The sequence below is a fragment of the Thermopolyspora sp. NPDC052614 genome, from assembly GCF_040678635.1.
Lineage (GTDB): Bacteria > Actinomycetota > Actinomycetes > Streptosporangiales > Streptosporangiaceae > Thermopolyspora.
Genome location: NZ_JBFATZ010000004.1, coordinates 52,854 through 78,296, shown reverse-complemented (window position 1 = coordinate 78,296; position 25,443 = coordinate 52,854). Strand labels below are relative to the sequence as shown.

General features: G+C 73.5%; 25 protein-coding genes, 2 pseudogenes and 1 riboswitch. Of the genes and pseudogenes, 19 read left to right on the top strand and 8 right to left on the bottom strand.

Annotated features, from left to right (window positions below; translation table 11 throughout):
* The 5 genes and pseudogenes from AB0K60_RS09975 to AB0K60_RS09955 form a co-directional block, all read left to right on the top strand.
* The coding region (locus AB0K60_RS09975) for a hypothetical protein (RefSeq protein WP_364050839.1) at positions 1 to 451 on the top strand (451 nt) is incomplete at its 5' end.
* Complete coding sequence (locus tag AB0K60_RS09970) at positions 433 to 663, top strand: hypothetical protein (RefSeq protein WP_364050836.1); 231 nt, start codon at positions 433 to 435, stop codon at positions 661 to 663. The genes AB0K60_RS09975 and AB0K60_RS09970, both read left to right, overlap by 19 nt.
* Complete coding sequence (locus tag AB0K60_RS09965) at positions 660 to 2,255, top strand: cation acetate symporter (protein ID WP_364050833.1); 1,596 nt, start codon at positions 660 to 662, stop codon at positions 2,253 to 2,255. Before AB0K60_RS09970 ends, AB0K60_RS09965 begins: the two co-directional genes overlap by 4 nt.
* A 580-nt stretch (positions 2,256 to 2,835) precedes the next feature.
* Positions 2,836 to 3,741: a MaoC family dehydratase N-terminal domain-containing protein gene (locus AB0K60_RS09960; RefSeq protein WP_364050830.1), complete on the top strand. Its 906-nt coding sequence runs from the start codon at positions 2,836 to 2,838 to the stop codon at positions 3,739 to 3,741.
* 140 nt (positions 3,742 to 3,881) lie between these two features.
* A pseudogene (locus AB0K60_RS09955) lies at positions 3,882 to 4,262 on the top strand (hypothetical protein); the annotation flags it as partial.
* 234 nt (positions 4,263 to 4,496) lie between these two features.
* On the opposite strand, the gene AB0K60_RS09950 reads toward AB0K60_RS09955, so the two are convergent.
* Positions 4,497 to 5,342 (bottom strand): deoxyribonuclease IV, encoded by an 846-nt coding sequence (locus AB0K60_RS09950; protein ID WP_364050827.1) that lies wholly within the window; start codon positions 5,340 to 5,342, stop codon positions 4,497 to 4,499.
* A gap of 211 nt (positions 5,343 to 5,553) precedes the next feature.
* Between AB0K60_RS09950 and uraD the strand changes: the two genes are divergently transcribed.
* The 8 genes from uraD (at position 5,554) to AB0K60_RS09910 (ending at position 10,762) form a co-directional block, all read left to right on the top strand.
* Positions 5,554 to 6,129 carry a 2-oxo-4-hydroxy-4-carboxy-5-ureidoimidazoline decarboxylase gene (gene uraD, locus AB0K60_RS09945; RefSeq protein ID WP_364050824.1) on the top strand — a complete coding sequence of 192 codons (576 nt, stop codon included), beginning with the start codon at positions 5,554 to 5,556 and terminating at the stop codon, positions 6,127 to 6,129.
* The gene (locus tag AB0K60_RS09940; protein WP_364050820.1) at positions 6,126 to 6,263 is read left to right on the top strand and encodes a hydroxyisourate hydrolase; all 138 of its coding nucleotides are present in this window, start codon (positions 6,126 to 6,128) and stop codon (positions 6,261 to 6,263) included. The genes uraD and AB0K60_RS09940 overlap by 4 nt, the downstream gene beginning before the upstream one ends.
* Positions 6,260 to 6,574: a hydroxyisourate hydrolase gene (uraH, locus tag AB0K60_RS09935; RefSeq protein ID WP_364050817.1), complete on the top strand. Its 315-nt coding sequence runs from the start codon at positions 6,260 to 6,262 to the stop codon at positions 6,572 to 6,574. The genes AB0K60_RS09940 and uraH overlap by 4 nt, the downstream gene beginning before the upstream one ends.
* On the top strand, positions 6,575 to 7,438 hold the full coding sequence (gene pucL / locus AB0K60_RS09930) for a factor-independent urate hydroxylase (RefSeq protein WP_364050814.1): 864 nt from the start codon (positions 6,575 to 6,577) through the stop codon (positions 7,436 to 7,438).
* Positions 7,439 to 7,448: 10 nt separating this feature from the next.
* Entirely contained in the window at positions 7,449 to 8,372 is a 924-nt protein-coding gene (locus tag AB0K60_RS09925; protein WP_364050811.1) for an FAD binding domain-containing protein, read from the top strand.
* A complete protein-coding gene (locus tag AB0K60_RS09920; protein WP_364050808.1) occupies positions 8,372 to 8,863 on the top strand; it encodes a (2Fe-2S)-binding protein in 492 nt (163 codons plus the stop codon). The genes AB0K60_RS09925 and AB0K60_RS09920 overlap by 1 nt, the downstream gene beginning before the upstream one ends.
* Positions 8,864 to 8,998: 135 nt before the next feature.
* Positions 8,999 to 10,465, top strand: a complete 1,467-nt coding sequence (locus tag AB0K60_RS09915) for a glycerate kinase (RefSeq protein ID WP_364050805.1) — start codon at positions 8,999 to 9,001, stop codon at positions 10,463 to 10,465.
* A gap of 93 nt (positions 10,466 to 10,558) precedes the next feature.
* Positions 10,559 to 10,762 carry a hypothetical protein gene (locus AB0K60_RS09910; RefSeq protein WP_364050802.1) on the top strand — a complete coding sequence of 68 codons (204 nt, stop codon included), beginning with the start codon at positions 10,559 to 10,561 and terminating at the stop codon, positions 10,760 to 10,762.
* 177 nt (positions 10,763 to 10,939) lie between these two features.
* Here the strand turns inward: AB0K60_RS09910 and AB0K60_RS09905 are convergent.
* Positions 10,940 to 11,118 (bottom strand): annotated as a pseudogene (locus tag AB0K60_RS09905) (acyl-CoA dehydrogenase family protein); the annotation flags it as partial.
* A gap of 297 nt (positions 11,119 to 11,415) precedes the next feature.
* Here AB0K60_RS09905 and allB point away from each other — a divergent pair.
* Both allB and alc read left to right on the top strand, forming a co-directional pair.
* Positions 11,416 to 12,774: an allantoinase AllB gene (gene allB, locus AB0K60_RS09900; RefSeq protein WP_364050799.1), complete on the top strand. Its 1,359-nt coding sequence runs from the start codon at positions 11,416 to 11,418 to the stop codon at positions 12,772 to 12,774.
* Positions 12,771 to 13,790: an allantoicase gene (gene alc, locus AB0K60_RS09895; RefSeq protein WP_364050796.1), complete on the top strand. Its 1,020-nt coding sequence runs from the start codon at positions 12,771 to 12,773 to the stop codon at positions 13,788 to 13,790. The genes allB and alc overlap by 4 nt, the downstream gene beginning before the upstream one ends.
* 666 nt (positions 13,791 to 14,456) lie before the next feature.
* Here alc and pknB read toward each other — a convergent pair.
* The 4 genes from pknB to thiO all read right to left on the bottom strand — a co-directional run bounded on the left by pknB (position 14,457) and on the right by thiO (position 19,122).
* Positions 14,457 to 16,448 (bottom strand): Stk1 family PASTA domain-containing Ser/Thr kinase, encoded by a 1,992-nt coding sequence (gene pknB, locus AB0K60_RS09890; protein ID WP_364050793.1) that lies wholly within the window; start codon positions 16,446 to 16,448, stop codon positions 14,457 to 14,459.
* A gap of 144 nt (positions 16,449 to 16,592) precedes the next feature.
* Complete coding sequence (locus AB0K60_RS09885; protein ID WP_364050790.1) at positions 16,593 to 17,348, bottom strand: thiazole synthase; 756 nt, start codon at positions 17,346 to 17,348, stop codon at positions 16,593 to 16,595.
* Positions 17,341 to 17,541: a sulfur carrier protein ThiS gene (gene thiS / locus AB0K60_RS09880; RefSeq protein WP_364050787.1), complete on the bottom strand. Its 201-nt coding sequence runs from the start codon at positions 17,539 to 17,541 to the stop codon at positions 17,341 to 17,343. Before thiS ends, AB0K60_RS09885 begins: the two co-directional genes overlap by 8 nt.
* 276 nt (positions 17,542 to 17,817) lie before the next feature.
* On the bottom strand, positions 17,818 to 19,122 hold the full coding sequence (gene thiO, locus AB0K60_RS09875) for a glycine oxidase ThiO (protein WP_364050784.1): 1,305 nt from the start codon (positions 19,120 to 19,122) through the stop codon (positions 17,818 to 17,820).
* Positions 19,118 to 19,228, bottom strand: a riboswitch (TPP riboswitch). It overlaps the preceding gene by 5 nt.
* Before the next feature lie 507 nt (positions 19,229 to 19,735).
* Here thiO and AB0K60_RS09870 point away from each other — a divergent pair.
* From AB0K60_RS09870 to thiE, 3 genes are all read left to right on the top strand, one after another.
* Complete coding sequence (locus AB0K60_RS09870) at positions 19,736 to 20,920, top strand: FAD-dependent oxidoreductase (protein WP_364050781.1); 1,185 nt, start codon at positions 19,736 to 19,738, stop codon at positions 20,918 to 20,920.
* A 503-nt stretch (positions 20,921 to 21,423) separates the two neighbouring features.
* Positions 21,424 to 21,798, top strand: coding sequence for an Rv2175c family DNA-binding protein (locus AB0K60_RS09865; RefSeq protein WP_364050778.1), 375 nt, complete (start codon positions 21,424 to 21,426; stop codon positions 21,796 to 21,798).
* Positions 21,776 to 22,414, top strand: coding sequence for a thiamine phosphate synthase (gene thiE / locus AB0K60_RS09860; protein WP_364050775.1), 639 nt, complete (start codon positions 21,776 to 21,778; stop codon positions 22,412 to 22,414). The genes AB0K60_RS09865 and thiE overlap by 23 nt, the downstream gene beginning before the upstream one ends.
* Before the next feature lie 80 nt (positions 22,415 to 22,494).
* Here the strand turns inward: thiE and AB0K60_RS09855 are convergent, their stop codons facing one another.
* Positions 22,495 to 23,562 (bottom strand): polyprenyl synthetase family protein, encoded by a 1,068-nt coding sequence (locus AB0K60_RS09855; protein ID WP_364050772.1) that lies wholly within the window; start codon positions 23,560 to 23,562, stop codon positions 22,495 to 22,497.
* A gap of 153 nt (positions 23,563 to 23,715) precedes the next feature.
* On the opposite strand from AB0K60_RS09855, the gene metF reads away from it, so the two are divergent.
* Positions 23,716 to 24,636 carry a methylenetetrahydrofolate reductase [NAD(P)H] gene (gene metF, locus AB0K60_RS09850; RefSeq protein ID WP_364050769.1) on the top strand — a complete coding sequence of 307 codons (921 nt, stop codon included), beginning with the start codon at positions 23,716 to 23,718 and terminating at the stop codon, positions 24,634 to 24,636.
* A gap of 218 nt (positions 24,637 to 24,854) precedes the next feature.
* On the opposite strand, the gene AB0K60_RS09845 is transcribed toward metF, so the two are convergent.
* Complete coding sequence (locus AB0K60_RS09845; protein WP_364050766.1) at positions 24,855 to 25,421, bottom strand: GNAT family N-acetyltransferase; 567 nt, start codon at positions 25,419 to 25,421, stop codon at positions 24,855 to 24,857.
* Between the last annotated feature and the right edge of the window lie 22 nt (positions 25,422 to 25,443).

Sequence of the window (25,443 nt, the reverse complement as noted above, 5' to 3'; positions counted from 1 at the left end):
GGTGAGGGCCGTCGTGAGGCTCGCGGTGAGGGCCGTCGTGAGGCTCGCGGTGAGGGCCGTCGTGAGGCTCGCGGTGAGGGCCGTCGTGAGGCTCGTGGTGAGGGCTGGCGTGAGGCTAGTGGTGAGAGCTGGCGTGCCGCTCATGGTGAGGCGCACGGTGACGGCCGTCGTGAGGCTCCTGGTGAGGCTCGTGGTGGGGGCTGGCGCGGGGGCCGTCGTGAGGCTCGCGGTGACGGCCGTCGTGCCACTCGTGGTGAGGGCCGTCATGAGGCTCCTGGCGAGGCTCGTGGTGAGGGCTGGCGCTGGGGCCGTCGTGAGGGGCGTGGTGAATTCCGCGATGAGGGCCATGGTGGAAGCCGTGGTGTGGTCGGCGGGGTGGACGTGGCCGCCGTCATGGCAGTGCAGCGGCGGCACGCGCTGCGGACGCTGGCTGTGGTCGTCGCAGGGCTGACCGTGCTCCTCGCCGGGCTGGCGTGCGTGCCCGGCGCCGGGACGGTGTGCGTGGCCGGAGTGCCCTGCGGGTGGCTGGTGCTGACGGCGGTCGTGCAGCCGCTGTGGTTCGTGGTCGCGGTGCGGCATGTGCGCGCGGCCGAGCAGGCCGAGCGGGATCTGGTGCGGGCCGCCCGCGGGCGGCGTCGGCGGGACGGGCGCGGGACGGGATGATCGCTGTCGTCGCCTCCGTCGTGGGGGTGGCCGTGGTTCTGCTCGTCTCGGCGATCGCCGGAGCACCCCGCGTCCGGAAATACGTGAAGAAGTCCGACTTCTACACCACGGCCCGCGCCGTCCCGCCCTGGGTTAACGCCTCGGCCGTCGGGTCGGGCTTCACCTCGGCCGCCGCGTTCCTCGGCCTGGGAGGACTCGTCGCCCTGCACGGCGCGCCGGTCCTGTGGTACCCGGTGGGCGTCGTCGTCGGCTACGTCGTCCTGCTGACGCTCGTGGTCGCCCCGCTGCGCCGCTCGGGGGCCTACACCCTGGCCGACTTCGCCCGCTGGCGACTGGGCTCGGCGGTCGTGCGGCGGGTGGTCATCGGGTTCGTGCTGCTGATCGGCCTGGTGTATCTGATGGCGCAGATCCAGGCCGCGGGCGCGGTCCTCTACGTGCTCGCGGGCACCCCGCCGTGGGCCGCCGCCTGCGCGGCGGCCGTGGTCGTCGCCGTCGTCTCGATCGGCGGCAGCATGACCGGCGTCCAGGCCGTGCAGTTCTGGATGATGCTGGTCGTGCTGGCGCTCGGGGCGCTGACGCTCGCCTTCGCCTGGCTCGCCGGGGCCGCCCCGCCGCCCGCCGCGGACCTCCCGCCCGGGTTCGCCCTGCCGTACGGGCCGGACGCAGTGGGCGGGGCGGACGGGACGGGCGGGCCGGGTGCGGAGGCGGGGGAAGGCTGGGCGGGCGGCCCGCTGGGCGTGGCGGCGGGGGACCTGTCGCCGCTGGGCGTGCTGACCGTCGTCGTCGCCTCGGCGCTCGGCACGATGGGCCTGCCGCACGTCGTGGTGCGCTTCTACGCCAACCCCGACGGATGGGCGGCGAGGCGCACCGTCATCGCCGTCCTCGGCATGCTCGGCCTGTTCTACCTGATTCCCCCCGTGTACGGCGTGCTGGGCGGCCTGTACGTCCCCGGAGCCCCGGCCGACCAGATGATGCTCCTGCTGCCCTCGCGCATGATGCCCGGCGTGCCGGGCGCCCTGCTGACCGGCCTGCTGGTCGCCGGGGCGTTCGCGGCCTTCCTCGCCACCTCGTGCGGGGTCGTGGTAACGGTCGGGGGCATGGTCTCGTCGTACGTGCTCGGCGGTGGCATGAACGGCCTGCGCGCGGCGGTCGCCGGGCTGCTCGCGGCGGCGCTCGCGCTGATCTGGCTCGCCTCGCCGGGCAGCTCGCTCACGCTCGTGCTGTTCGGCCTCACGGTCGCCGCCGCCACCCTGTGCCCGCTGCTCGTGCTGGGCATCTGGTGGCGGAGGCTTTCCACGGCGGGCGCCGTCGCGGGGATGTTCGCCGGCGGCGGCGCGGTCGCCGCGCTGATCGGCCTCGCCGCGTACGCCCCGGAGACGGCCGGGGTCGCCGGGCGCTACCCGGCGTTGCTCGCCGTGCCGTTCGCGTTCGCCGTCATGGTGGCCGTGTCGGCGTTGACCCCGGGGCGGGTGCCGGCCGGGAGCGAGGCGATGATGGCCCGCATGCACATCCCCGAGCGGCTCGCGCACACGCTGCTTGACCGCTCGGCGTACGACCGCTCGTCGCGCGGGAACGACCATTCGACTGAATGACACTCTCCGTACATCGACGGCTACGCACCGTTGACCGAGCAGGCCGGGCAACCGGCTACCTGTCGGCGGAGAGGCCGACGTACAGTCGTTCACGTCGGAGCGGAACCGATCCGACGCGGAGGGTGACACTCCGCGGGAACGGTTCTCCAGGTGATCACCGCCGCCGCTCGCCCAGGGAGGGGCGCGGGCGGATTCACGGCGGATCACCGCGGCCGGCGGGCCCGCGCCGGGGGGACGGGGCCCGCCGGCCGTCGGCGTGGCGAAGTGCGGCGACGTCCCGTACGGGGGAGCGCGATACGCCATTCGGGGGCGGGCGCATCGGCGCCGCACCTCGCCACGCCGTTCTCCGGCATCGGCCTCGGACGGCCCGTCGGTGAGCGTGGGAGGCGGTCGGTCCTTTGGTGGTTGCCGTGTACGACCCCGATTCTCGGTGGGCGGACATGATGGGCGTATCGGTGCCGTACCTTGCCGTGCCGTTCTCCGGCATCCGTCTCGGGCGACACTCGCCGGTGAGCGTGGGAGGCGGCCGGTTTTATAGTGGTCGCCGCGTACGACCTCGACTTGCGGTGGGCAGAACATCATGGGCGCATCGTCGCCGTCCGGTTTGAGCCGGTACCTCGAATCCTGGCGGCCGGAGCCCGTCACCGGCCACGACATCATCTCGGCCGGGCCGGTGGCCGCGCTGTCGGCCGTGCTGGACCTGCCGAAGCCCGCCGCCGGCGACGGGGAGGCGCTGCCGCCGCTGTGGCACTGGCTGTACTTCCTGGACTGGGTGCCGCACCGCGAACTCGGCCCCGACGGACACCCGCTGCGGGGGCACTTCCTGCCGCCGATCCCCAACCGCGCCCGGATGATCGCCGGCGGCCGGATCGACGTCCGGCGGCCCCTCCTGGTCGGCGCGCAGGCCCGGCGTCGCAGCACGCTCGCCGACGTCGCCGTCAAGCAGGGCAGGTCCGGCGAGATGGCGTTCGTGACGGTACGCCATGAGATCAGCCAGGACTCGGGCCTGTGCCTGATCGAAGAGCACGACGTCGTCTACCGCTCGATCCCGGCCGGGACCCCGGCCGCGCCGTCCTCCTCGTCCGCTCCGTCCGCTCCGGCGGCCACCGCCGAACCGCCGCCCGGCGAGGGCGCCTGGCGCCTCTCGCTGCGGCCGGACTCGCCGCTGCTGTTCAGGTTCAGCGCGTTGACGGCGAACGCGCACCGCATCCACTACGACGAGCCGTACGTGCGGGACGTCGAAGGCTTCCCCGGCCTGATCGTGCACGGACCGCTGCTGGCCATGCTCATGCTCGAACCGGTACGCCGGGAGGTCTCGGGCGAGCGCGTGCGCTCCCTGTCCTACCGGCTGCGCCGTCCGGTGTTCCTCGGCGACGTGGTGCACGTCGTCGGCGGACCCGTGGCCGGAGACCGTGCGGAACTACGCGTGGACACCGATCGCGGAAGCGGCCACGCGACCGCCGAGGTGACGTTCACCCGCACCTGATCCCGTACCCCCGCCGCCCGTAAGCAACGATTTCCTCCCTCCGGCCGGCCGGTTCGTGTCGCCTGAGCCGCAAACCGCCGCTCGCCCAAGGCGAGGCCGTCCGTGCCGCATGCCGCCGGGCGTGCCGCGCATCGGCGTCGATGGGGACCCTGGCGACCGCCCTTCACCTGGTCGGTCTTTGGCTTGACCGACACGCAGAAGTCACCGCCCGGCAGACCCTGCTGGCCACCGGCGGCCGAGGTGGCACGGTGCGGATCTGGGATGCGGCCACCGGCACCGCCCAGGTGGTGCTGACTGGCCACGACCGCGCAGTGTGGGCGGTGGCGGCGTTCCCCGGCCCGGATGGGCGTACCCTGCTGGCCACCGGCGGCCGAGGTGGCATGGTGCGGATCTGGGATGCGGCCACCGGCACCGCCCAGGTGGTGCTGACTGGCCACGACCGCGCAGTGTGGGCGGTGGCGGCGTTTCCCGGCCCGGATGGGCGTACCCTGCTGGCCACCGGCGGCCGAGGTGGCATGGTGCGGATCTGGGATGCGGCCACCGGCACCGCCCAGGCGGTGCTGACTGGCCACGACCGCGCAGTGTGGGCGGTGGCGCCGTTCCCCGGCCCGAATTGGCGGACCCTGCTGGCCACCGGCGGCTCCGTCCGAGCGCCTGGGGTGGTAGGCGTCCGGACCCGCGCCCGCGCCGGTCCGAGCGCCTGGGCGGTAGGCGTGCGGTTTCCGGTCGGGGTCCGGTCTTTCGTGGGGACGAGGTCAGTCGCTGCTGCGGAGTTTCTTGAGGAGCTCGATGTCCTCGCGGTGCTTCTCGCCCTTCCCCGGGGTCTCGATGCACAGCGGCACGCCCCGGGCCTCCGGGTGGCGCATGAGGTCGGCGAACGCCTGCGCCCCGATGTGGCCCGCGCCGATGTTCTCGTGCCGGTCGCGCTTGGAGCCGCAGGGGTCCTTGGAGTCGTTGGCGTGGATCAGCTTGAGGCGGCCCGGGGCCACCTCGTGGAGGGCGTCGAGGGTGGCGGCGACGCCGCCGGGGGCGGACAGGTCGTGCCCGGCCGCGAACAGGTGGCAGGTGTCGAGGCACACGTTCGCCCGTGGGTGGAAGTCCAGCGCCTCCAGGTAGGGGCGCAGGTCCTGCACGGTCGCGCACAGCATGCGGCCCTGCCCGGCCATCGACTCGAGCAGCAGGTCGGGGCCGTCCTCGGGGATCTCGTCCAGCAGCGGAAGCAGATGCTCGCGCACCTGGCGGAGCGCGTCCTCGGTGGACTGGCTCACGGCCGAGCCGGTGTGCACGACCACGCCCAGGGCGCCGATCTCCGCGCCGCGCCGCAACGCGTGCCGTACCGACTCGATTGAGTTGCGCAGCGTCTCGGGGGTGGGGGAGCCCAGGTTGACCAGGTACGACGCGTGCACGAAAACCGGCATGCCGGATTCGCGGAGCTTGGCGTCCTGCCCGGGGTCGCCGTCGGGCAGCGCCCAGCCGCGAGGGTTGCTGACGAATACCTGGATCACCTCGGCACCGATCTCGTCGGCGTACGCCAAGCCGCCCTTGGCCAGACCGCCCGCCACGAAAACGTGCCCGCCGATCAACGTTGACCTGTCCGCCATGACGCCCCTCATATCGAACGTTCCCCACGCCCGGCCGCCCCGGCGGGCCAGGGGGATTCCCCACCTCTCACGCTACCGGCATCGCGGCGACTCGCCGAGACCGGCGGCGCGGGCAGCTGTATGAACGTACAAGGGACGGCTCCGGCGGCGGCCCGACCTTGGTGAATGCGCCGCTGGATCGGGCCGCCGGGCGGGCTGTGTACTGGGTCACATGCGGCCGAGATCCGTCGATGAGCACGCCCCCGCGTCCGGCGAGGCCGCCCTGGCCAGGTTCAACGACCTCGCCGCGGCGGACGCCGAGCGGGAGCTGCTGGCCTGCTGCGCCTCCCGCGCCTGGGCGGCGGCGGTCGCCGCGGGCCGACCGTACCGGAGCGTGGCGGAGGCGGTCGCGGCGGGTGGCGCGCGCGTGCGCGAACTGGGCTGGGACGACGTCGCCGAGGCCCTGGCCGCGCATCCGCGCATCGGCGAGCGCCCGAGTGGTCCCGGCCGGGAGGCGGGCTGGTCACGGCGGGAGCAGTCGGGCACGGCGGGCGCGAGCCGCGAGGTCCTTGAGGCGCTGCGGGAGGGCAACCTCGCCTACGAGCGCCGGTTCGGCCACGTCTACCTGGTCCGGGCGAGCGGGCGCGACGCCGACGAAATGCTCGCCATCCTCAACGAACGGCTCGGCAACGACGAGGAGGCCGAGCGCGAGGTGGTCCGCCGCGAGCTCGCCGAGATCACCGGCCTGCGCCTGGCCCGGCTGTTGGGTGGGCCGCCGGGCGACGGCGAGGAGGTGACGTCGGGGTGAGCCTGTCCACGCACGTGCTGGACACCGCTCGCGGGCGGCCTGCGGCCGGGGTCGGTGTACGGCTCATCCGGGTGCGCGATGGCGTGGTGCTCGTCGAGGGCACGGCCGACGGCGAGGAGGTGAGGCCGGGGTGAGCCTGTCCACGCACGTGCTGGACACCGCCCGCGGGCGGCCCGCGGCCGGGGTCGGCGTACGGCTCACCCGGGTGCGCGATGGCGCGGTGCTCGCCGAGGGCACGACCGACGGCGACGGGCGGCTGCGGCTGCCCGGCGCGGCCACCGAGCCGGGCGCGTACCGGCTCACCTTCGACACCGGCGGATATCTCGGGCCGGACGCGTTCTTCCCCGAGGTCACGGTCGTTTTCACGATCGCCGACCCCGCGGAGCACCACCATGTGCCGCTGCTGCTCAGCCCGTACGGCTACTCGACCTACCGGGGGAGTTAGATGATCGTTCTGGGACCGAACCGGTACGGCAAGGCCGAGACCCGCCTCGTCCGGGTCACCCGGCACGGCGACGCCCACCACCTGAAGGATCTCAACGTGAGCGTCGCGCTCTCCGGCGACATGACCGACGTCCACCTGCGCGGCGACAACGCCGCCGTCCTGCCCACCGACACTCAGAAGAACACCGTCTACGCGTTCGCCAAGAAGCACGGCGTCGGCGCCATCGAGGACTTCGCCCTGCTGCTCGCCCGCCACTTCGTCGACTCCCAGCCCACGATCCACCACGCCCGCGTCGAGATCGAGGAGTACTTCTGGGAGCGCGACCCCGTCGTGGGGCACTCCTTCGTCCGCGCGGGCAGGGAGACCCGCACCGCGGTCGTCCACTACGGCGAGGACACGGGCGCGCACGTCGTCTCCGGGCTCAAGGACCTGACCGTGCTCAACTCCACCGGCTCGGAGTTCCACGGCTACATCAAGGACCAATACACCACCCTCGCCGAGACCCGCGACCGCATCCTCGCCACCGCCGTCACCGCCCGCTGGCGGCACGCCGCCCCCGAAGGCGACTGGGACTCCTCCTACGAGCGCGCCCGCGCCGCCCTGCTGACCGCGTTCGCGCGCACGCACAGCCTGTCGTTGCAGCAGACCCTGTACGCCATGGGCGCCCGCCTGCTCGGCGACTGCCCCGAGATCTGCGAGGTACGGCTCGCGCTCCCCAACAAGCACCACTTCCTCGTTAATTTGTCCCCGTTCGGCCTCGACAACGACAACGAGGTCTACTTCGCCGCCGACCGGCCGTACGGGCTGATCGAGGGCACGGTGCTGCGCGACGACGCGCCCGACCCCGGCCCGGCGTGGGACTGAGGGGACCGCGATGGACTTCCTGCGACCGTCCACCTGGGCCGAGGCGCTGGCGATGAAGGCCGAGCGGCCCGAGGCCGTGCCGATCGCGGGCGGCACCGACGTCATGGTGGAGATCAACCTCGACAAGGGCCGCCCGGCGGCGCTGCTCGACCTCGGGCCGATCGCCGAACTCGCCCGGTGGGACGCGCCCGGCTCCACCCCCGCCGACGCCGACGCACTCGGCGCACTCGGCGGGCTCGACGGGCTCGAGCGGCTCGACGGGTTCGTCCGGGTCGGGGCGGGCGTGACCTACACGCGGCTGATCGCGGAACTCGCCCCGCTCATGCCGGGCCTCGCCCAGGCGTCCCGCACCGTCGGATCCCCGCAGATCCGCAACCGGGGAACGGTCGGCGGCAACCTGGGCGCGGCCAGCCCGGCGGGCGACAGCCACCCGCCGCTGCTCGCCGCCGGGGCCGTCGTCGAGGCCGAATCGGTGCGCGGTACCCGTTTGATCCCGATCCGCGACTTCTACACCGGGGTGAAGCGCAACGCGCTCGCGCCCGACGAGCTGATCCGCGCCTTCTGGATCGAGCCCGCCCCCGGCCCCCAGTACTTCTCCAAGATCGGCCCCCGCAACGCGATGGTCATCGCCGTCTGCTCGTTCTCCGTCGCGCTCGACCCGGTCCGCCGCGCCGTCGGCACCGGCATCGGCTCGGCCGCGCCCACGCCGCGCCGGGCCGTGGCCGCCGAGGAGTTCCTCGCCGAGCGCCTCGACTGGGACGGCCGCGCCCCCCTGTCCCCGGAGGTGACGGCCCGGTTCGGCGAACTCGTCGCCGAGGCCGCCGCGCCGATCGACGACGTGCGCGGCAGCGCCGCCTACCGCCTGCACAGCCTGACCGTGCTGGCCCGCCGTACCGTGACGTGGGCCTGGAACGACTACCGGGGGAGCGCCTGATGCGGGTGAACCTGACCGTCAACGGCGAGAGCCGGGTGGCCGACAACGTGTGGGAGGGGGAGAGCCTGCTGTACGTGCTGCGGGAGCGGCTCGGCCTGCCCGGCGCGAAGAACGCCTGCGAGCAGGGGGAGTGCGGCTCCTGCACGGTCTACCTCGACGACGTCACGGTGTGCGCGTGCCTGGTGGCGGCGGGGCAGGCCGAGGGGCGCGAGGTCCGCACGGTCGAGGGGCTGGGCGGGTCCGCGTCCGGCGAGGGGGAGGACGCGGGGCTCGATCCGGTGCAGCGGGCGTTCGTGGAGGCGGGAGCCGTGCAGTGCGGGTTCTGCACCCCGGGGCTCATCGTCCAGGCGCACGACCTGATCCGGCGCGGCCGGGGCGTGCCCGCCGACGCCGAAATCCGCGAGGCACTGGCCGGCAACCTGTGCCGATGCACCGGGTATGAGAAGATCCTTGACGCGGTACGTCTCGCGGCCGCCCGCACCCAGCGGTAGCGACTGCAATGTGAGGTGAACTTTGGCCTCCTTCCCCGAGCGTCTCCGGCGTCCCCTGCGTCCTCGCGTCCCGGCGTGCGCAGGTCTTCCGGGCCTGCGCTGCTCATCGGATGTCCGCGGGTACGGGGTGCCGCGGTGAGCGGTCACATCGTCATCGCGTCCGACAAGTTCAAGGGCTCGCTGACCGCCGCCGAGGTCGCCGCCCGCCTCACCGCCGGGCTGGGCGATCGGGCGTGCGTCGTCTCGCTGCCGGTCGCCGACGGCGGCGACGGCACCGTGGACGCGGTAGTGGCCTGCGGATTCACCCGCGTCGAGGCCGAGGTCACCGGACCGACCGGCGAACTCGTCACGGCCGCGTACGCCTGGCGCCCCGACGACGGCCCCGCCGGCTCCGGCCCCACGGCCGTGATCGAGCTCGCCGAGGCGTCCGGTTTGCGCCGCCTGTCCGCCGGAAAGGCGGCCCTGACCGCCACGAGCCACGGCACCGGACAGTTGATCGCCCACGCCCTGCGGCGCGGCGCCCGGCGGATCGTGCTGGGCCTGGGCGGCAGCGCCTGCACCGACGGCGGGGCGGGCATGCTCCAGGCCCTCGGCGCACGCCTCCTGGACGACCAGGGCCGGGACCTGCCCCCGGGCGGCGCGGCCCTGCGCCGCCTGGCCCGCATCGACCTGTCCGGCTTCCTCTCCGCCGCCCTCGTCGGCCCTGGGTCGTCTGGCCCTGGGGTGTCTGGCCTTGGGTCGTCTGGCCCTGCATCGTCTGGCACTGCGCGCGGGAGGGATCCCGAGGGGACTGCCGCCACCCCGCTTGCCGACGTAGGGCTCACCGACGTGGAGTTCGTGGTCGCGGGCGATGTGGACAATCCGCTGCTCGGCCCGCACGGCGCCGCCGCCGTCTATGGCCCGCAGAAGGGCGCCTCCCACGCGGACGTCGCCATCCTCGAAGCGGGCCTGACCAGATTCGCCCGGATCTCCGCCGAGGTCCTGGGCGAACCTTCCGCCGACCATGAGGTCCCCGACGTACCCGCCGACGACCGGATCTCCGCCGCGCGGGAGGCTCCCGGCCCCGCTGACGGCGGCGAGCGCGCAACCGCCGCGCGGGAGGCCCCCCGCCCCGCTGACGGCGGCGAGCGTGGAACCGCCGCGCCGGGCCGCACGCCCCGCCCGGCCCCTCCTCCGTACGCGGACCGGCCGGGCGCCGGAGCGGCGGGAGGCGTGGGCTTCGCCGCGATGGCGTTCCTGGGCGCCACGATCAGGCCCGGCATCACCTACCTGCTCGACCTGCTGCGCTTCGACGATCATCTCGAACGCGCCCGCTTGGTCATCACCGGCGAGGGCTCCCTGGACGCCCAGTCGCTGCGCGGCAAGGCCCCCGTGGGCGTCGCGGAGGCCGCCGGACGACGCGGCATCCCCGTGATCGCCGTCTGCGGCCGCCGCGCCCTGACCGACGAGCAACTCCACGCGGCGGGCATCCGCTCCGCCTACGCCCTGACCGACCTGGAACCCGACCCCGCCGCCTGCATGGCCCACGCCGGCCCTCTTCTGGAACGCCTGGCCGTCCGGATCGCCGCCGCCGAGCCCGAGTTCCGCGAGCGACCGGCGTGACCACGCCCGGAGACCGCAGCATCGTGTCGGCCTGCTGCTCGTCGCCGTTGCGCCGCGCGTACACCACCCCGGGACGCGGGCGCGTCCTGGCGGATGATCTCCGGGTACCGGGCGAAGGCGCTGTTCACCGCCCCCACCGCGCTGCCCGCCATCAAGCCCATCGTCCGGGCCGCCTACGCCCTGACCGACCTGGAACCCGACCCCGCCGCCTGCATGGCCCACGCCGGCCCTCTCCTGGAACGCCTGGCCGCCCGGATTGCCGCCGCCGGGCCCGAGTTCCGCGAGCGACCGGCGTGATCTCGTGCGGAGACCGCAGCATCGTGTCGGCCTGCTGCTCGTCGCCGTTGCGCCGCGCGTACATCGCCCCGGGACGCGGGCGCGTTCTGGCGGGTGATCTCCGGGTACCGGGCGAAGGCGCTGTTCACCGCCCCCACCGCGCTGCCCGCCATCAAGCCCATCGTCCGGACCACCTGCGTTGCCCGAGCCCTCCCAGATGCCGTTGCGGCGACTCGCGGAACAGCCGCGGCAGGCCCGACTCCTCCACGTACCCGTTGCCGCCCAGGCACTCCATCGCCTCGGCGGCGTGCATGGGGGGCGCGCTTGCGCACCCAGTACTTGGCGGCGGCCAGCGCGGTACGGCGGAACGCCCCCTCGCTGGCCGTCACCGACTGACCGTGCCGGACGGCGACCGGATGCAACGCCAGATCAATGCCACTGGCGATCCCCCCGGCCCCGCCGCCTCGCCGGTCGCGACGGGACTGTTGCCGGAACGCTCCTCGGCCCGGATCGTGGGTAGCGGGCCTCGGTCGCGCGGGTTCGGAGCCGGTCGCCGTGCATGGGCATCCGGGCGAACGGGCTCACGCGAGCACTGCGGGCGGCCCGGTGTGCGGGACCCTTCCGCGCGCCGAGAAGGAGTGGTGCGAGAAGGAGCGGTGCGAAAGGGAGCGGTGATGGCGTTGCGTGCGGCGGACGGGCGAGGTGACGAGCTCGATCTGGTGGTGCGGTCGCGCCGGGTGGTGACGGTCGCGGGTGAGCGTCCGCTGGCGGTCGGGGTCCGGAACGGGAAGATCGCCGTGCTGCAGGCGTACGACGCGCCGATGCGGGCGCGTGAGCGGGTGGACCTCGGCGACGTGGCGCTGCTGCCCGGCCTGGTGGACACGCACGTGCACGTCAACGAGCCGGGGCGGACGCACTGGGAGGGCTTCGAGACCGCGACCAGGGCGGCTGCGGCGGGCGGCGTCACGACGATCATCGACATGCCGCTGAACTCGCTGCCGCCGACGGTGGACGTCGAGGCGTTGCAGGTCAAGCGCCGCGCCGCGCGGGGGAAGTGCGCGGTCGACGTGGGATTCTGGGGCGGCGCGGTGCCCGGGGGCATCCGCGGGCTGCGTCCGCTGCACGACGCCGGGGTCTTTGGCTTCAAGTGCTTCCTGTCCCCGTCCGGGGTCGAGGAGTTCCCGCCGCTCGGCATCGCCGAGTTCCGCGCGGCGCTGACCGAGATCGCCTCGTTCGACGGGCTGATGATCGTCCACGCGGAGGACCCGGACCTGCTCACCGACCCCTCCGGCCCGACATATCCGGAATTTCTTGATTCCCGTCCGCCGGACGCCGAGCGCCGCGCCATCGAGCGCGTCATCGCCCTCGCCGCCGAGACCGGCGCCCGCGTACACATCCTGCACGTCTCCTCGGCCGACTCCCTGGAGCCGCTGCGCGCCGCACGCGCCCGAGGCGTGATGATCAGCGCGGAGACCTGCCCGCACTACCTCACCCTCACCGCCGAGGAGATCCCCGAGGGCGCCACGGCGTACAAGTGCTGCCCGCCGATCAGGTCCGCCGCCAACCGGGACCTGCTGTGGAAGGGACTCGCCGACGGCGTGCTCAGCTGCGTCGTCTCCGACCACTCGCCGTCCACCCCCGACCTGAAGGTGCCCGACTTCGCCCGCGCCTGGGGCGGCGTCTCCTCCCTCCAGGTCGGCCTGCCCGCCGTCTGGACCGAGGCGAGACGACGCGGCCACACCCTGGCCGACGTGGTCCGCTGGATGTCCGCGGGCCCCGCCGCCCTGGCCGACCTCGCCGGCAAGGGCGGCATCACCGTGGGCGCGGACGCCGACCTGGTCGCGTTCGACCCCGCCGCCGAGTTCACCGTCGACGTCGCCGACCTCGCCCACCGCAACCCCGTCTCCCCGTACCACGGCAAGACCCTGCACGGCGTCGTCCGCACCACCTGGCTACGCGGCCGCCCCACCGGCGCCGCCCCCCGAGGCGACCTCCTCACCGCCGTCCACGCGAGCACGAAGGAGGAGGGGTGACGGACTTCCTGCGGCTGCCGGACCTGGCGCTGCGCTCCCACGGCGGGGCGGTGATCGCGGCCAGCGACGAGTCGTTCGCCGAGCGGGAGAACCTGATCCGGCCGGGCCCGCCGACGTTCTCCCCGCACACCTTCGGCGCCAAGGGCCAGGTGTACGACGGATGGGAGACCCGCCGCCGCCGCGAGCCCGGCCACGACTGGGCGATCGTCCGCCTCGGCCTGCCCGGCGTCATCCGCGGCGTGGTCGTCGACACCGCCCACTTCACCGGCAACCACCCCCCGTACGCCTGGGTGGAGGCGTGCGCCGCCCCGGGATACCCGTCCGCCGCCGAGCTGCACGAGCACGCCGCCTGGACGACCATCGTCCCCGAGAGCCCGCTGCGCGGCGACGCCCGGCACGAGTTCGACGTCGACGCCGGACGGCGCTTCACCCACGTCCGGCTGAACATCCGCCCGGACGGCGGCGTAGCCCGCCTGCGCGTACACGGCGAGCCGGTGCCCGACCCGGCCCTGCTCGCGGGCCTGACGATCGACCTCGCCGCCTTGGAAAACGGCGCGACGATCACCGGCTGCTCCGACATGTTCTACTCCTCGCCGGTCAACCTGATCGCCCCCGGCCTCGCCCGCAACCAGTCCGAGGGCTGGGAGACCCGCCGCCGCCGCGACGACGGCAACGACTGGGTGACCCTCCGCCTGGCCGGAGCGGGCGTGATCCACCTGGCCGAACTCGACACCACCAACCTGATCCACAACGCCCCGAGCCACGCCCGCCTGACCGCCGTGGACGCCCGCACCGCCTCCCCCGACGACCCATCCGCCTGGTTCGAACTGCTACCGCGCACCCGGCTCCAGCCCGACACCCCACACCGCTTCCGCCTCGCCGGAAACCGCCCCGCCACCCACGTCCGCCTCGACATCTACCCCGACGGCGGCATGGCCCGGCTCCGCCTCCGCGGAACCCTCACCCCAGAGGCCCTCGACGACCTCACCACCCGCTTCACGGCGCTCACACCCTAAGCGCGGGCCCACGGCGCCTCCGGTACGCCGGACGAGCACGGGGCGCGGCACCAACGGTGTGGCCGTGGTGTCGTCGGAGCTGAGCCTCGCGGGTATCCGTGGCACCTGGCCGACCGGGGGCCGGGCGTGCGCGCGGGGGCGCGGCACCAGCGGTGTGGCCGTGGTGTCGTCGGAGCTGAGCCTCGCGGGTATCCGTGGCATCCGGCGGGGCGGGGGCCGGGTGTGCTCGCGGGGGCGCGGCACCAACGGTGTAGCTGTGGTGTCTTCGGGGCTGAGCCTGGCGGGTATCCGTGGCATCCGGCGGGGCGGGGGCCGGGTGTGCGCGCGGGGGTGTGGCATCACGACTTCCGGTGTGGCCGTGGTGTCCTCGCATCTGAGCCTCGCGGGCATCCGTGGCGCCCGGCGGGGCGGGGGCCGGGTGTGCTCGCGGGGGCGTGGCATCACGACTGCCGGTGTGGCCGTGGTGTCGCCGGGGCTGAGCTCCGCGGGCATCCGTGGCACCCGGCCGACCGCAGGCCGGGTGTGCTCGCGGGGGCGTGGCATCACGACTTCCGGTGTGGCCGTGGTGTCGTCGCACCTGAGCCCTCGCGGGCATCCGTGCCACCCGGCCAACCGGAGGCCGGGCGTGCACGTGGGGGCGTCGCCCGGGATCCGGCGTACCGGCGGCTAATGCCAGATGGTGATGCGGGTGCCCGGGGGAACCTGGCCCATCGGGTGCTGGGCGAAGACCCGGCCCGACCGCGCCACGCCGCGTACCCTGACCTGGAAGCCGGCCCTGCGCAGTTCCTCCTGCGCGTCCCTGACGTCCTTGAACCGCACATCGGGAACGGGGATGAGCTGTTGCTCCTGGCCGGGCGGCGGGCACTCCCCGAACGGGCCGAAGCAGACGATGTTCTCGTTCCTGGAGACCGTGATCTGGACGACGGCGCCCTTGTCGACCGGCGTGGCCGCGGCCGGGCTCTGGGCGATGACGGTGCCCGCCGGGGCGTCGTCGACCTGCTCCACCACCTGCGGGTTGAGGCCCTTCTCGCGGAGGAACTGCTCGGCCTGCTCCCGGGGCATCTCGGTGACGTCGGGCATGAGCAGACCGGAGCTCACGATGATGGTGATCTCACGGCCCTCCCTGACCTTCGACCCGATCTGCGGGCTGGTCCGCAGCACCTGGCCCCGCGGAACGGTGGGGCTCCCCTGCTTGATCACCTTGCCGACCGTCAGCCCGGACTGGGCGATCTTCGATCGCGCGGCGCCCTCGGTGAGGTTCGCCACGTCCGGCACCACCACCTTCACCGGACCGGCCGAGGGGATCAGCGTGAGCGGCGAGCCCTTGGGCACGCTTGAGCCCCACGCCGGGTCGGTGCGCAGCACCATGTTCTCCGCGACCTTGTCGCTGTTCTCGGCCTTGGCGACGGTGACCCGGAAACCGAGCTTGGTCGCCTCGCTCTGGGCGGCCACGATGTTCTTGTTCAGCAGGTTGGGCACGGTGGTGTACTGACCCTGCGAGAAGTACCAGGCCGTGAATCCGATTCCGGCGAGCATGACCACCGCGAGCACGCCGATCGCGACCCACTGCGGCCCGATGCGGCGCCGGGACCGGGACCGGGATCGCCGCGTCGACTCGGTCGGCAACTCGAGCTTCGGCTGGACCATCGTCCGATTCGGCCCGGTACGCGGCGCGGCGACGGGCCCGGGACCCGCGCGATCGGGGCCGACCGGCCCGGTGCCGGTCCAGTGCTCGCCGGTCTGGTGGAGCCCGGCCACCCGCGCCGCGGCGTCCGCCTGCGGCGGGGGAGGCGGCGCGGCACCGCCCGGGGGAAGCGCGCGGTGTACCTCGACCGCCGCCACCAGCAGGGCGCCGGCGTCGGCCGGACGGTCGTCGGCGTCCTTGGCGGTGGCGTCCGCGACCAGGCGGTCGATCGCCGGTGGAATGTCGGGAACCAGGCTGGAGGGCGCCGGCACGGTCTCGTGGACATGCTTGTAGGCCACCGCCATCGGGCTCTCGCTCGAGTACGGCGGCTGCCCGGTGAGCAGCTCGAACAGCATGATGCCGGACGCGTACACGTCGCTGCGCGCGTCCGCCCGCCCGTCGGTCACCTGCTCGGGCGACATGTACCCGATCGTGCCGATCATGAAGCCGGTGCGGGTCTGGTGGTTGCTGCCCTCGATGGCGCGCGCCAGCCCGAAGTCGACGACCTTGACCCGGCCGTCGTTGGCGAGCAGCACGTTCTCCGGCTTGACGTCCCGGTGCACGAACCCGGCCCGGTGCGCCGCGCCGAGCGCCGCCAGCACCGCAATCATGATCTCCAGCGCCTCCCTGGCGGGCAGCCGCCCCCGCTCGCGCAGCACGTCCCGCAGGGTGCGCCCCGGCACGTACTCCATCGACAGGTAGACGTGCTCACCATCGGTGCCCTGGTCGAAGACGGCCACCACATTGGGGTGCGACAGGCTGGCCACCGACTTGGCCTCGCCGATGAAACGGCGGACGAAGGCGGGGTCCTCGGCGAGCGAGCGGTGCATCACTTTCACGGCGACGGTGCGGTCCAGCCGGACGTCCATGGCGAGGTACACCGAGGCCATGCCACCCCGGGCGATCCTGGAGTCGACGCGATAGCGCCCGTCCAGGAGCCGTCCCACCAGAGGGTCCGCAAGCGTCGTGTCCACGTGGGGAGTTTACGGCGGCTTTGCGTCCCGGCACGTGCCGACGCCCGAAACCGATGCGGATACGTGCCCGTTACCCTACCCCTTCATGGCGGACGCACCTCCCCGCCCGTCTCCCCGCCCGTCTCCTCGCCCGCGGCCCCTCGTTCAGGGCGTGGTGGGCGAGGATGCCTGGGCGTGGTGGCGTTTGGGAATGCGGCCGGCCAGGCGGGCGGCCCGGCCCGCGATCACCGCGTCGCGCATGGCCGCGGCCATCAGGGCGGGCTGCCGCGCCCGGGTGACGGCGCTCGCCAGCAGGACCGCGTCGCAGCCGAGCTCCATCGCCAGGGCGGCGTCGCTGGCCGTGCCGATCCCGGCGTCCAGGATCACCGGCACGCCAGCCGCCTCGACGATGAGCTCGATGTTGTGCGGGTTGCGAATGCCCAGGCCGGAGCCGATCGGGGAGCCCAGGGGCATGACGGCGGCGCAGCCGACCTGTTCGAGCCGGCGGGCCAGCGCCGGGTCGTCCCCGATGTACGGCAGCACCGTGAACCCGTCGGCGACCAAACGCTCGGCGGCGTCGAAGGTCTCGATCGGGTCGGGCAGCAGCGTGCGCTCGTCGTTGATCACCTCAAGCTTCACCCAGGCGGTGTCCAGCGCCTCGCGGGCGAGCCGGGCCGTCAGCACGGCCTCGCCCGCGGTGAAGCACCCGGCCGTGTTCGGGAGCACCTTGATGCCGCGCCGCCGCAGCAGGTCCAGCACCGAGCCGTGCGCCGACGGGTCCAGGCGGCGCATCGCCACCGTCGTCAGCTCCGTGCCGGACGCCTCAAGCGCCTGCTCAAGCACCTCCAGCGACGGCGCGCCGCCCGTGCCCATGATGAGGCGGGAGGAGAACTTCTCGCCGCCGATGATCAGCTCATCCACCTTGCACCGCCGTCAGCACCTCGACGCGGTCGGCCTCGGCCAGCGGCGTCGTCTCCCAGGCCCCGCGCGCCACCACCTCGTCGTTCACCGCGACCGCGACGCCGGTCGTCATCCCGGTCAGCGCCCGCACCGCCTGCGCCACCGTGGTGCCCTCGGGCAACTCCGCGACCTTCCCATTGATCATGATTCGCATCTGGCTCCGTACCCGTCCGTGCCCTGTCGACGACGGGCCCCTGCCCGTCCCCTGCGTTCGAATCGCGCACCCGTCCCGCTCAATCGGCCCGCTCCTTCCGGCCGCCGAGATGACCCGCCCGGTCCGGCGTACCGCTCCCGCCCGGCCGTGGAGTTCGGCCCGTTCCATTCCGCCCGGCCGTGGGGCTCGCCGCGTTCAGTCCGGCCTGTCCGGTCCGACCCGTCCTGCCCGACCGTCCGGCCCGACCCGTCCGGCCCGGCCTGTCCGCTTGGCTCGCTAGTCGGGACCGCTCGTCACTCCCTGCCGATCGTGCGGCTCCCGGCCGGGCACGGAGCCGTGCGCATCCCCGGCGGCGACGTGCGCGTCGCGCCCTTCGGGAGCGCCCGCCGTCCGGTCCTCGCGATCGTGGATCTCGGCGGTGTGCCCGCCCCCGTACGCCGTGCCCGCGAAACGCAGCGGCGAGCAGGCCGCCACGGCGGAACGGTCCTCGGCCAGGGCGGTGTCGGCGGTGAGCGGGGCGAGCAGCACGCCGCCGCGATGGTGACCGGTGGCCAGCACCAGCCCGTCGACGGCGGTGGGGCCGATCATCGGAAGGTTGTCGGGGGTGCCCGGCCGGAGCCGGGCGACCACGTCCACCAGCTCAAGCTCGGTGACGCCCGGAACCAGCTCCCGCGCGTCCCGCAGCAGCTCCCACATGCCGCCCGCGGTCACCCGCTCGTCGAAGCCCATCTCCTCCTGGGTCGCGCCCAGCACCACCTCGCCGTCGCCGCGCGGCACCAGGTACGCGGGCGAGCCGTACACGACGCCCCGGACGCACCGGGTGAGCAGCGGGCGCGGCGACCTCAGCCGCATGATCTGCCCCTTCACCGGGCGCACCGGCGGCAGGATCCCCGGCGGCAGGCCGTCCACGAAGCCCGACCAGGCCCCCGCGGCGAGCACCACCCGACCGGCGGGCAGGGTCCGCCCGGAGGCGAGCCGCACTCCCCGGCAGCCGGTCGGGTCCTCGGCCGGACCGGTCAGCACGAAGCCGGTGACGCGCTCCCGGTGCAGCGGCACTCCCGCGGCGTCCAGCACCGCGAGCAGCGCCGCCGTGACCCGTCGCGGGTCCACCCAGGCGTCGCCCTCGGCGAGCAGCCCACCCCGTACGGCCGGCGCGAGCATCGGCTCCAGACGGCGGCACTCCCGCCCCGTGAGCCGCGTGACCGGGAGCCCGAGCTCGCCCATGAAGGCGCCCAGCGCGTCGAGCGCCGCCATGTCGTCGGCGTTGAAGGCGACGTCGAGCGTGCCGTCCGTGCGGTGGTCGGGGTCGATTCCGGAGGCGTCGGCGAGTTCGGCCGCGAACGCCGGCCACCGCGCCAGGGATTCCAGGCCGATCCGCAGCAGCGGCTCGTCGGTATAGGTCACCTCGCTGACCGGCGCCAGCATGCCCGCCGCCGCGTGGGACGCCCCCGAGCCGGGCGAGGGATCCACCACCGCCACCGTGAGCCCGTCCCGCACCGCCCGCCAGGCGACGGAGAGGCCGATGATCCCGCCGCCGACGACGAGCACGTCCGGCGCGGAACCGTTGCCGATGTCACTCATTCAGGTATCCGCTCCCTTCGCCGGTATGACCCGGATCAGGTTCCTGCGGTCGAGGGCCGCACGCCCTCCTCTCAGCCCGATTCGCCGGGCTCCCGCGCGTTTGTTCCGCTCTCAGCCTATTCCCGGCCGCCCGCCCCTTGGGAACGGGGGCTTCGCCGAGCTGAAATTTTCACCTCGGCGGGTTTCAGCCCGGAGACATGCGGCGTTCGGCGACGCCGTCCCGGCACGAGAGGTGAGCATGGGCTGGGCGAAACGGCCTGGCCGGGATGCCGTTCGGGACGGCGTTTTGGGCTCCGACGTCCCCGTGAGGCTCGCCCGCGGAGGCCGGAGAGGGCGTGTCGCCGGGCGCGACGTGCGGGCGCGACGTGCGGGGGCGACGTGCGGGGGCGACGTGCGGGGGCGACGTGCGGGGGCGACGGGCGTCACGGCGGCACGGGCGCCGGAGGAGGAAGGGCGGGAAGGGCCGGGAACGGCGCGGTCGGGGCGGAGCGGTCGTTCAGCCGACGATTCGTGCGGATGTGGGCGTCCTCATCACCCGATTTGTGGCACAGTGAGAGGATCCGTTACCCAATCGCGGTTAGCGTGTACCGGGATCCCCGTCTATGGTCGGCGTGTGAATCATGTCGTTGTGGTGGGTGCCGGCCTGGCCGGCTTACGAAGTGTCGAGGCCTTGCGGGCTCGCGGATTCGGCGGCACGATCACGCTGATCGGCGAGGAGCCCCATCGTCCCTACGACCGGCCGCCGCTGTCCAAGGCGGTCCTGCTCGGCGAGGTCGACAGCACCACCGTCGACTCCGACTTCGACGCCGTCGGCGTCGAAGTGCGTCCCGGCGTCGTCGCGACCGGGCTGCGTGAGGGCGTGCTCATCACGTCCTCGGGCGAGGTGCGTTACGACGGCCTCGTGATCGCCACCGGCGCGAAGCCGATCCGCCTGCCCGGCGGCGGCCCGCAACACGTGCTGCGGACCATCGACGACGCGCTGGCCCTGCGCGCCCTGCTCGGCCCGCGGACCAGGGTCGCCGTCGTGGGCGCGGGCTGGATCGGGGCCGAGGTCGCCACCGCCGCCCGCAAGAAGGGCTGCGAGGTGACCGTGATCGAGGCCGCCTCGACGCCGCTGGCGGCGGCCCTCGGACCGACCGTCGGGGCCTACACCACCCCCTGGTACGCCGAGGCCGACATCAAGCTGCTGCTCGAGGCGAAGGTCGCCTCCGTGGACGAGGGCGGCGTCACGCTCGCCGACGGCTCGTTCGTCGAGGCCGACGTGGTGGTGAGCGGCGTCGGGGTACGGCCCGCGATCGATTGGCTGCGCGGGTCCGGCGTGGAACTGGGCGACGGCGTCCTGACCGACGCCCACCTGCGCACCACCCTGCCCGGCGTGGTGGCGGCGGGCGACTGCGCCGCCTGGTGGTCCCGGCGCTTCTCCACCCGGATGCGGGTCGAGCACTGGGACACCGCCCTCGGCGCGCCCGACACGGCCGTGGCCACCCTGCTCGGCGAGGACGCGGTCTACGACCCGGTGCCGTACTTCTGGTCCGAGCAGTTCGGCCGCATGGTCCAGTACGTCGGCCACCACGTCGGCGCGCGCATGCTGCCGCGCGGCGAGCCCTCCGCCGACGCCAAGTGGGCCGTCTGCTGGCTCGCGGGCCCGCCCGGCGACGAGGTCCTCACCGCGATCCTCACCGTGGACCGGCCCCGCGACCTGGTCCAAGGCCGCCGCATCATCGAGGCCCGCCACCGCGTCGATCCGGACCGGCTCTCCGATCCCGACACCACGCTGCGCGACTGCGTCCTGAGCTGATCTTCGCCGAGCGGGCATCGGGGACGCGGGCCGGACGGGCCGACGTGGTTCGTCGCCGTCGGCGGCCGGTCGGAAGGGCCGTGGGCTTCGGTGATGGGTTCCGCGTTGCTTGCGGCCTGATCGCCGAGGCCGCCCGGATGCCGCCCGGTCGCGCCGCCGCGAGCGCCGTCGTCGCCGTCGTCGCCGTCGTCGTCGGCGTCGTCGGCGTTACTGCCGGTGGCGTCTTTCGACGGTGTGGAGAAGGGCGGGCGGGCCGGGAGCGGCGCTGCGTCGGCGTACGTCGCGACCGTCGCCGTCGTGCGGACACTTTGTCCCGTGTTGCTGGTGGGCTGGCTGATACGTCACCCATCGCGGGTAACGGGTGCCGTACGGGCGAGATGTCCGGGGGCGATTCATGGTCCCATCGGCGTTTTTATCCGCGCATGGTAAAACCTTTGCGCCGCGCGTTCTCGCACCATGCCGGGGGTGTTTGACAAGCGGTCGGCCGTGGTAATTGTGGTTGCGTGACGCTTTCTGTTGTACAGATCGACCGGGAGACGGACCAGCTCATCGGCGAGTGGCTCCCCCTGTCGGAAGTGGCCACGCGTCTCGGTATCAGCATCGGGCGCGCCAAGCAGCTCCTGAGGGACAGGAAGCTGATCGGGGTCCGGCGTGAAGGCGGAGAGCCGCAGGTCCCGGCGGTCTTCATCCGGAACGGTGACATCCTGAAGGGCCTTCCCGGCACGCTCACCGTGCTGGCCGACGCCGGCTACGACGAGGTCGAGTCGCTGCGCTGGCTGTTCACCGCCGACGACTCCCTGCCCGGAGCGCCGGTCGACGCGATCAGGGCGGGTCGGCACACCGAAGTGAAGCGGCGTGCCCAGGCGCTCGCTTTCTGACGCTCGGCTGTACCTGTGCACCGGGGCCCGGCGTCGCGAGGGGGACCTGGCGCGGTTCCTCGACGCGGTGCTGGCGAACGGCGTCGACATCGTCCAGCTTCGTGAGAAGGGCCTGGAGGCCCGTGAGGAGCTGGAGCTCCTTGAGCTGTTCCGCGCGGCCTGCGACCGGCACGGCGCGCTGCTGGCGGTCAACGATCGCGCGGACGTGGCCTACGCCGCCGGATCCGACGTCCTGCACCTCGGCCAGGGCGACCTGCCGGTGGACGTCGCCCGGCGCATTGTCGGCCCCGAGACGATGATCGGTTTGTCCACCCATTCGGCGGCCGAGGCGACGGACGCCTCGACGCGGGAGGGCGTCGATTACTTCTGCTGCGGGCCGATCTGGCCGACGCCCACCAAACCCGGGCGTCCCGCCCCCGGGCCGCCGCTGGTGAAACACGCCGCGTCCCTGCCGACGGACCGTCCGTGGTTCGGCATCGGCGGCATCGACCTGGCCAACCTCGACGACGTCCTCGCCTGGGGGGCACGCCGGGTCGTGGTGGTCCGGGCCATCACCGAGGCGGAGGATCCCGGCGCGGCGGCGGCGGAGTTCGCCCGCCGGCTCGCGGCGGCCTGACCCGCCCGGCTGCGTCCGGCCTTAGGTCCGGCCTCAGGTCCGGCCCGAGGTGCGGCCTCAGGTGGGGTCCAGGTGCGGCCTCAGGTACGGCGGGTGGTGGCGATGACGGCGAGGTCGGCCAGGGCCGTGCGGGCCTCCTGGGTCAGCGGAGAGCGCTCCAGGGCGTCCAGGGCGGACTCCAGGTAGCGCTTGATCATGTCCTCGCACTCGCCCAGTGCCCCGGTCTCGGTGATGATCTGACGCAGCCGGGCCACGCCTTCGGCGGACAGCTCCGGATCGCCCAGATGGGAGCGCACCACCTCGGCCTGGGCGTGGTTGGCGGCGGCGAGCGTGCGGGCGACGAGCATGGTGCGCTTGCCCTCCCGCAGGTCGTCGCCCGCGGGCTTGCCGGTCTCCGCCGGGTCGCCGAACACGCCGAGCACGTCGTCGCGGAGCTGGAAGGCGATGCCGACCTGCTGGCCGTACTCGACGCAGAGCGTGTCGATCCACGGCTCGACGCGCTGGGTGGCGAGCACCAGGCCCAGCCGGAGCGGGTGCTCCACGCTGTACTTGCCGCTCTTGAACAGCGCGACCCGCAGCGCGCCCTCGAACGTGCCCTCGCCGTGCGCCTGCTCCAGCAGGTCGAGGTACTGCCCGCACATCAACTCGGCGAGCATGTTGTCGTGCACCGCCTCGGCCGCGGCCAGCGACGCGTCGGGCAGGCCGCTGGTGCGCCACATCTCCCCGGCCCAGACGAGCATGAGGTTGCCGAGCAGGATCGCCGCGCCCTCGCCGAACTGCTCGGCCGAGCCGTGCCAGCCGGAGCGCTCGTGCAGCGCCTGGAAGCGGCGGTGCGCGGCCGGCATGCCGCGGCGCAGGTCGCTGGCGTCCATGACGTCGTCGTGCACGAGCGCGCTCGCCTGCAGCAGTTCCAGGGACGCCGCGGCGGTGAAGATGGCCGGCTCGTCGCCGCCGCCCGCGCCGCGCCAGCCCCAGTAGCAGAAGCCGGGGCGCAGCCGCTTCCCGCCCGCGAGCAGGTCCTCGGCCGCGGCGAGCACGGGCCCGAGCGCCGGGTCGTCGAACATGGCGCGGTGCCTGCCGACGAACGCGCTCAGGGCGCGGTCCACCTCGATGCGGACGACATCCAGCGGGTTGGCGGAAGCGGTCATGTTCCGAGACTAACGGGCCGTCGCCGATGGCCATATCGACAGGTCTTCACATGACAAGCTCTGATAATAGTATTGAAAACATTATTGTTGGCCGCATCTCACCTGGTGAGCGCCCTGATCGTCCTTGGCCCGAGACCCGGTAGCCTGGCGCTCATGTCTTTGGGACGCTCTTCGCGCATGGCCGCCCGAGTCCCCACCGTCCGCGATCTGCTCGCGTCGGGGGACCGGTCATTCTCCTTCGAATTCTTCCCGCCGAAGACCGACGAGGGGGAGCGCCAGCTCTGGCGGGCGATCCGGGAGCTTGAGGCGCTGCGCCCCACGTTCGTGTCGGTGACGTACGGCGCGGGCGGCTCCACCCGCGACCGCACGGTCGACATCGTGGAGCGCCTGGCGCACGAGACCACGCTCACCCCGGTCGCGCACTTCACCGCCGTCAACCACTCGGTGCGCGAGCTGCGGCACCTGATCGGCCGGTTCGCCGGGGCGGGCGTGCGCAACATCCTCGCCGTCCGCGGCGACCCGCCCGGCGACCCGACGGGGGAGTGGATCAAGCACCCCGAGGGCGTGGAGTACGCCGAGGACCTGGTACGGCTCATCCGCCAGGCCGGCGAGTTCTGCGTGGGCGTGGCCGCCTTCCCGTACAAGCACCCGCGCTCGCCGTCGATCGAGTCCGACACCGAGTACTTCGTGCGCAAGTGCCGTGCCGGGGCCGACTACGCCATCACCCAGATGTTCTTCCGCGCCGAGGACTACCTGCGCCTGCGCGACCGGGTGACGGCGAAGGGCTGCGACACGCCGATCATCCCCGGCGTCATGCCGGTGACGCACTACAGCACGATCGCGCGCTCCGAGCAGCTCTCCGGCGCGCCGTTCCCGCCCGAGCTGGCCAGGCGGTTCGAGGCGGTCGCGCACGACCCCGTCGCGGTACGCGAGCTCGGCATCGAGCACGCCGTCGAGATGTGCCGCACGCTGCTGGACGAGGGCGCGCCCGGCATCCACTTCATCACCTTCAACCGGTCCAGCGCGACCCGCGAGGTCTTCCAGGCGCTGGCTCCGGCGATGGCCGGCACCTGAATCCCGTGATCGGCTCGCTCAAGGCGCGAGCCTGACCCCTGCGTCCCGAAGCCGTCGGCCCGCGCTCCGTCGGCGGCTCGGCCGGGACGGGGTCGATCGGCCCGGCCGCCGACGGCACCGGCCGCCGTGCCGACTCGGCGCGGCGGCCGGGGCGATCCCGCAGGGGCGTCAGTGGCCGTCAGGGGTCGTTTGGGGCCGTCAGGGGCCGTCTGAGGGCGTCAGTGGCCGTTTGGGGTGGCGGCGGGAAGCGGCAGCGTGGTGCCGACGATGGCGTAGTGCTCGTAGCCGCCGGGGAAGGCGTAACCGCTGATCAGATCGGCGAAGCCGAGGCTGTGGTAGAGGTGGCGGGCCGCCGTGGGCTGGTCGTGCGTCGACAGCACGGCCGTACGCTCCGGGCGGCCCTCGCACAGGACGTGCATGAGGCGGCGTCCGATGCCCCGGTTCTGGTGGTCCGGGTGGATGTGGATCTCGGCGATCTCGAACGCGTCGTCGAACCAGGTCTCGGCGGCCTCCTGCCCCGCGTGCTCGGCCAGCGCGCGGCGCACCACGTCGTGCCACCACTGGCCGGGCATGCCGTGGAAGCCGTAGCCGAAGCCGACCATCCCGGTCTCGGCCGACTCCGCGAACAGGCAGGTGAAGCCGGGATAGGACGCGTGCGTACGCATGATGGCGGCGCGCCCGGTCAGTTGATCGGCCGGAGGACGCATCGCCGCCGCGTAGATATCGATCACCTTGTGCAGCGCTCGGGAGAAGCCCTCCGGACCGACGCGTCGTAGCTCGATCACCCACGCACGGTATCAGGGCGCG

Coding starts and splice junctions, on each gene's coding strand:
- AB0K60_RS09960 (WP_364050830.1), top strand. CDS start 2,836: ATGGGCGCATCGTCGCCGTCCGGTTTGAGCCGGTACCTCGAATCCTGG.
- thiS (WP_364050787.1), bottom strand. CDS start 17,541: ATGCGAATCATGATCAATGGGAAGGTCGCGGAGTTGCCCGAGGGCACC.
- AB0K60_RS09920 (WP_364050808.1), top strand. CDS start 8,372: ATGCGGGTGAACCTGACCGTCAACGGCGAGAGCCGGGTGGCCGACAAC.
- AB0K60_RS09950 (WP_364050827.1), bottom strand. CDS start 5,342: ATGGCGGACAGGTCAACGTTGATCGGCGGGCACGTTTTCGTGGCGGGC.
- metF (WP_364050769.1), top strand. CDS start 23,716: ATGTCTTTGGGACGCTCTTCGCGCATGGCCGCCCGAGTCCCCACCGTC.
- AB0K60_RS09925 (WP_364050811.1), top strand. CDS start 7,449: ATGGACTTCCTGCGACCGTCCACCTGGGCCGAGGCGCTGGCGATGAAG.
- pucL (WP_364050814.1), top strand. CDS start 6,575: ATGATCGTTCTGGGACCGAACCGGTACGGCAAGGCCGAGACCCGCCTC.
- AB0K60_RS09910 (WP_364050802.1), top strand. CDS start 10,559: ATGATCTCCGGGTACCGGGCGAAGGCGCTGTTCACCGCCCCCACCGCG.
- uraD (WP_364050824.1), top strand. CDS start 5,554: ATGCGGCCGAGATCCGTCGATGAGCACGCCCCCGCGTCCGGCGAGGCC.
- AB0K60_RS09965 (WP_364050833.1), top strand. CDS start 660: ATGATCGCTGTCGTCGCCTCCGTCGTGGGGGTGGCCGTGGTTCTGCTC.
- thiO (WP_364050784.1), bottom strand. CDS start 19,122: ATGAGTGACATCGGCAACGGTTCCGCGCCGGACGTGCTCGTCGTCGGC.
- allB (WP_364050799.1), top strand. CDS start 11,416: ATGGCGTTGCGTGCGGCGGACGGGCGAGGTGACGAGCTCGATCTGGTG.
- AB0K60_RS09855 (WP_364050772.1), bottom strand. CDS start 23,562: ATGACCGCTTCCGCCAACCCGCTGGATGTCGTCCGCATCGAGGTGGAC.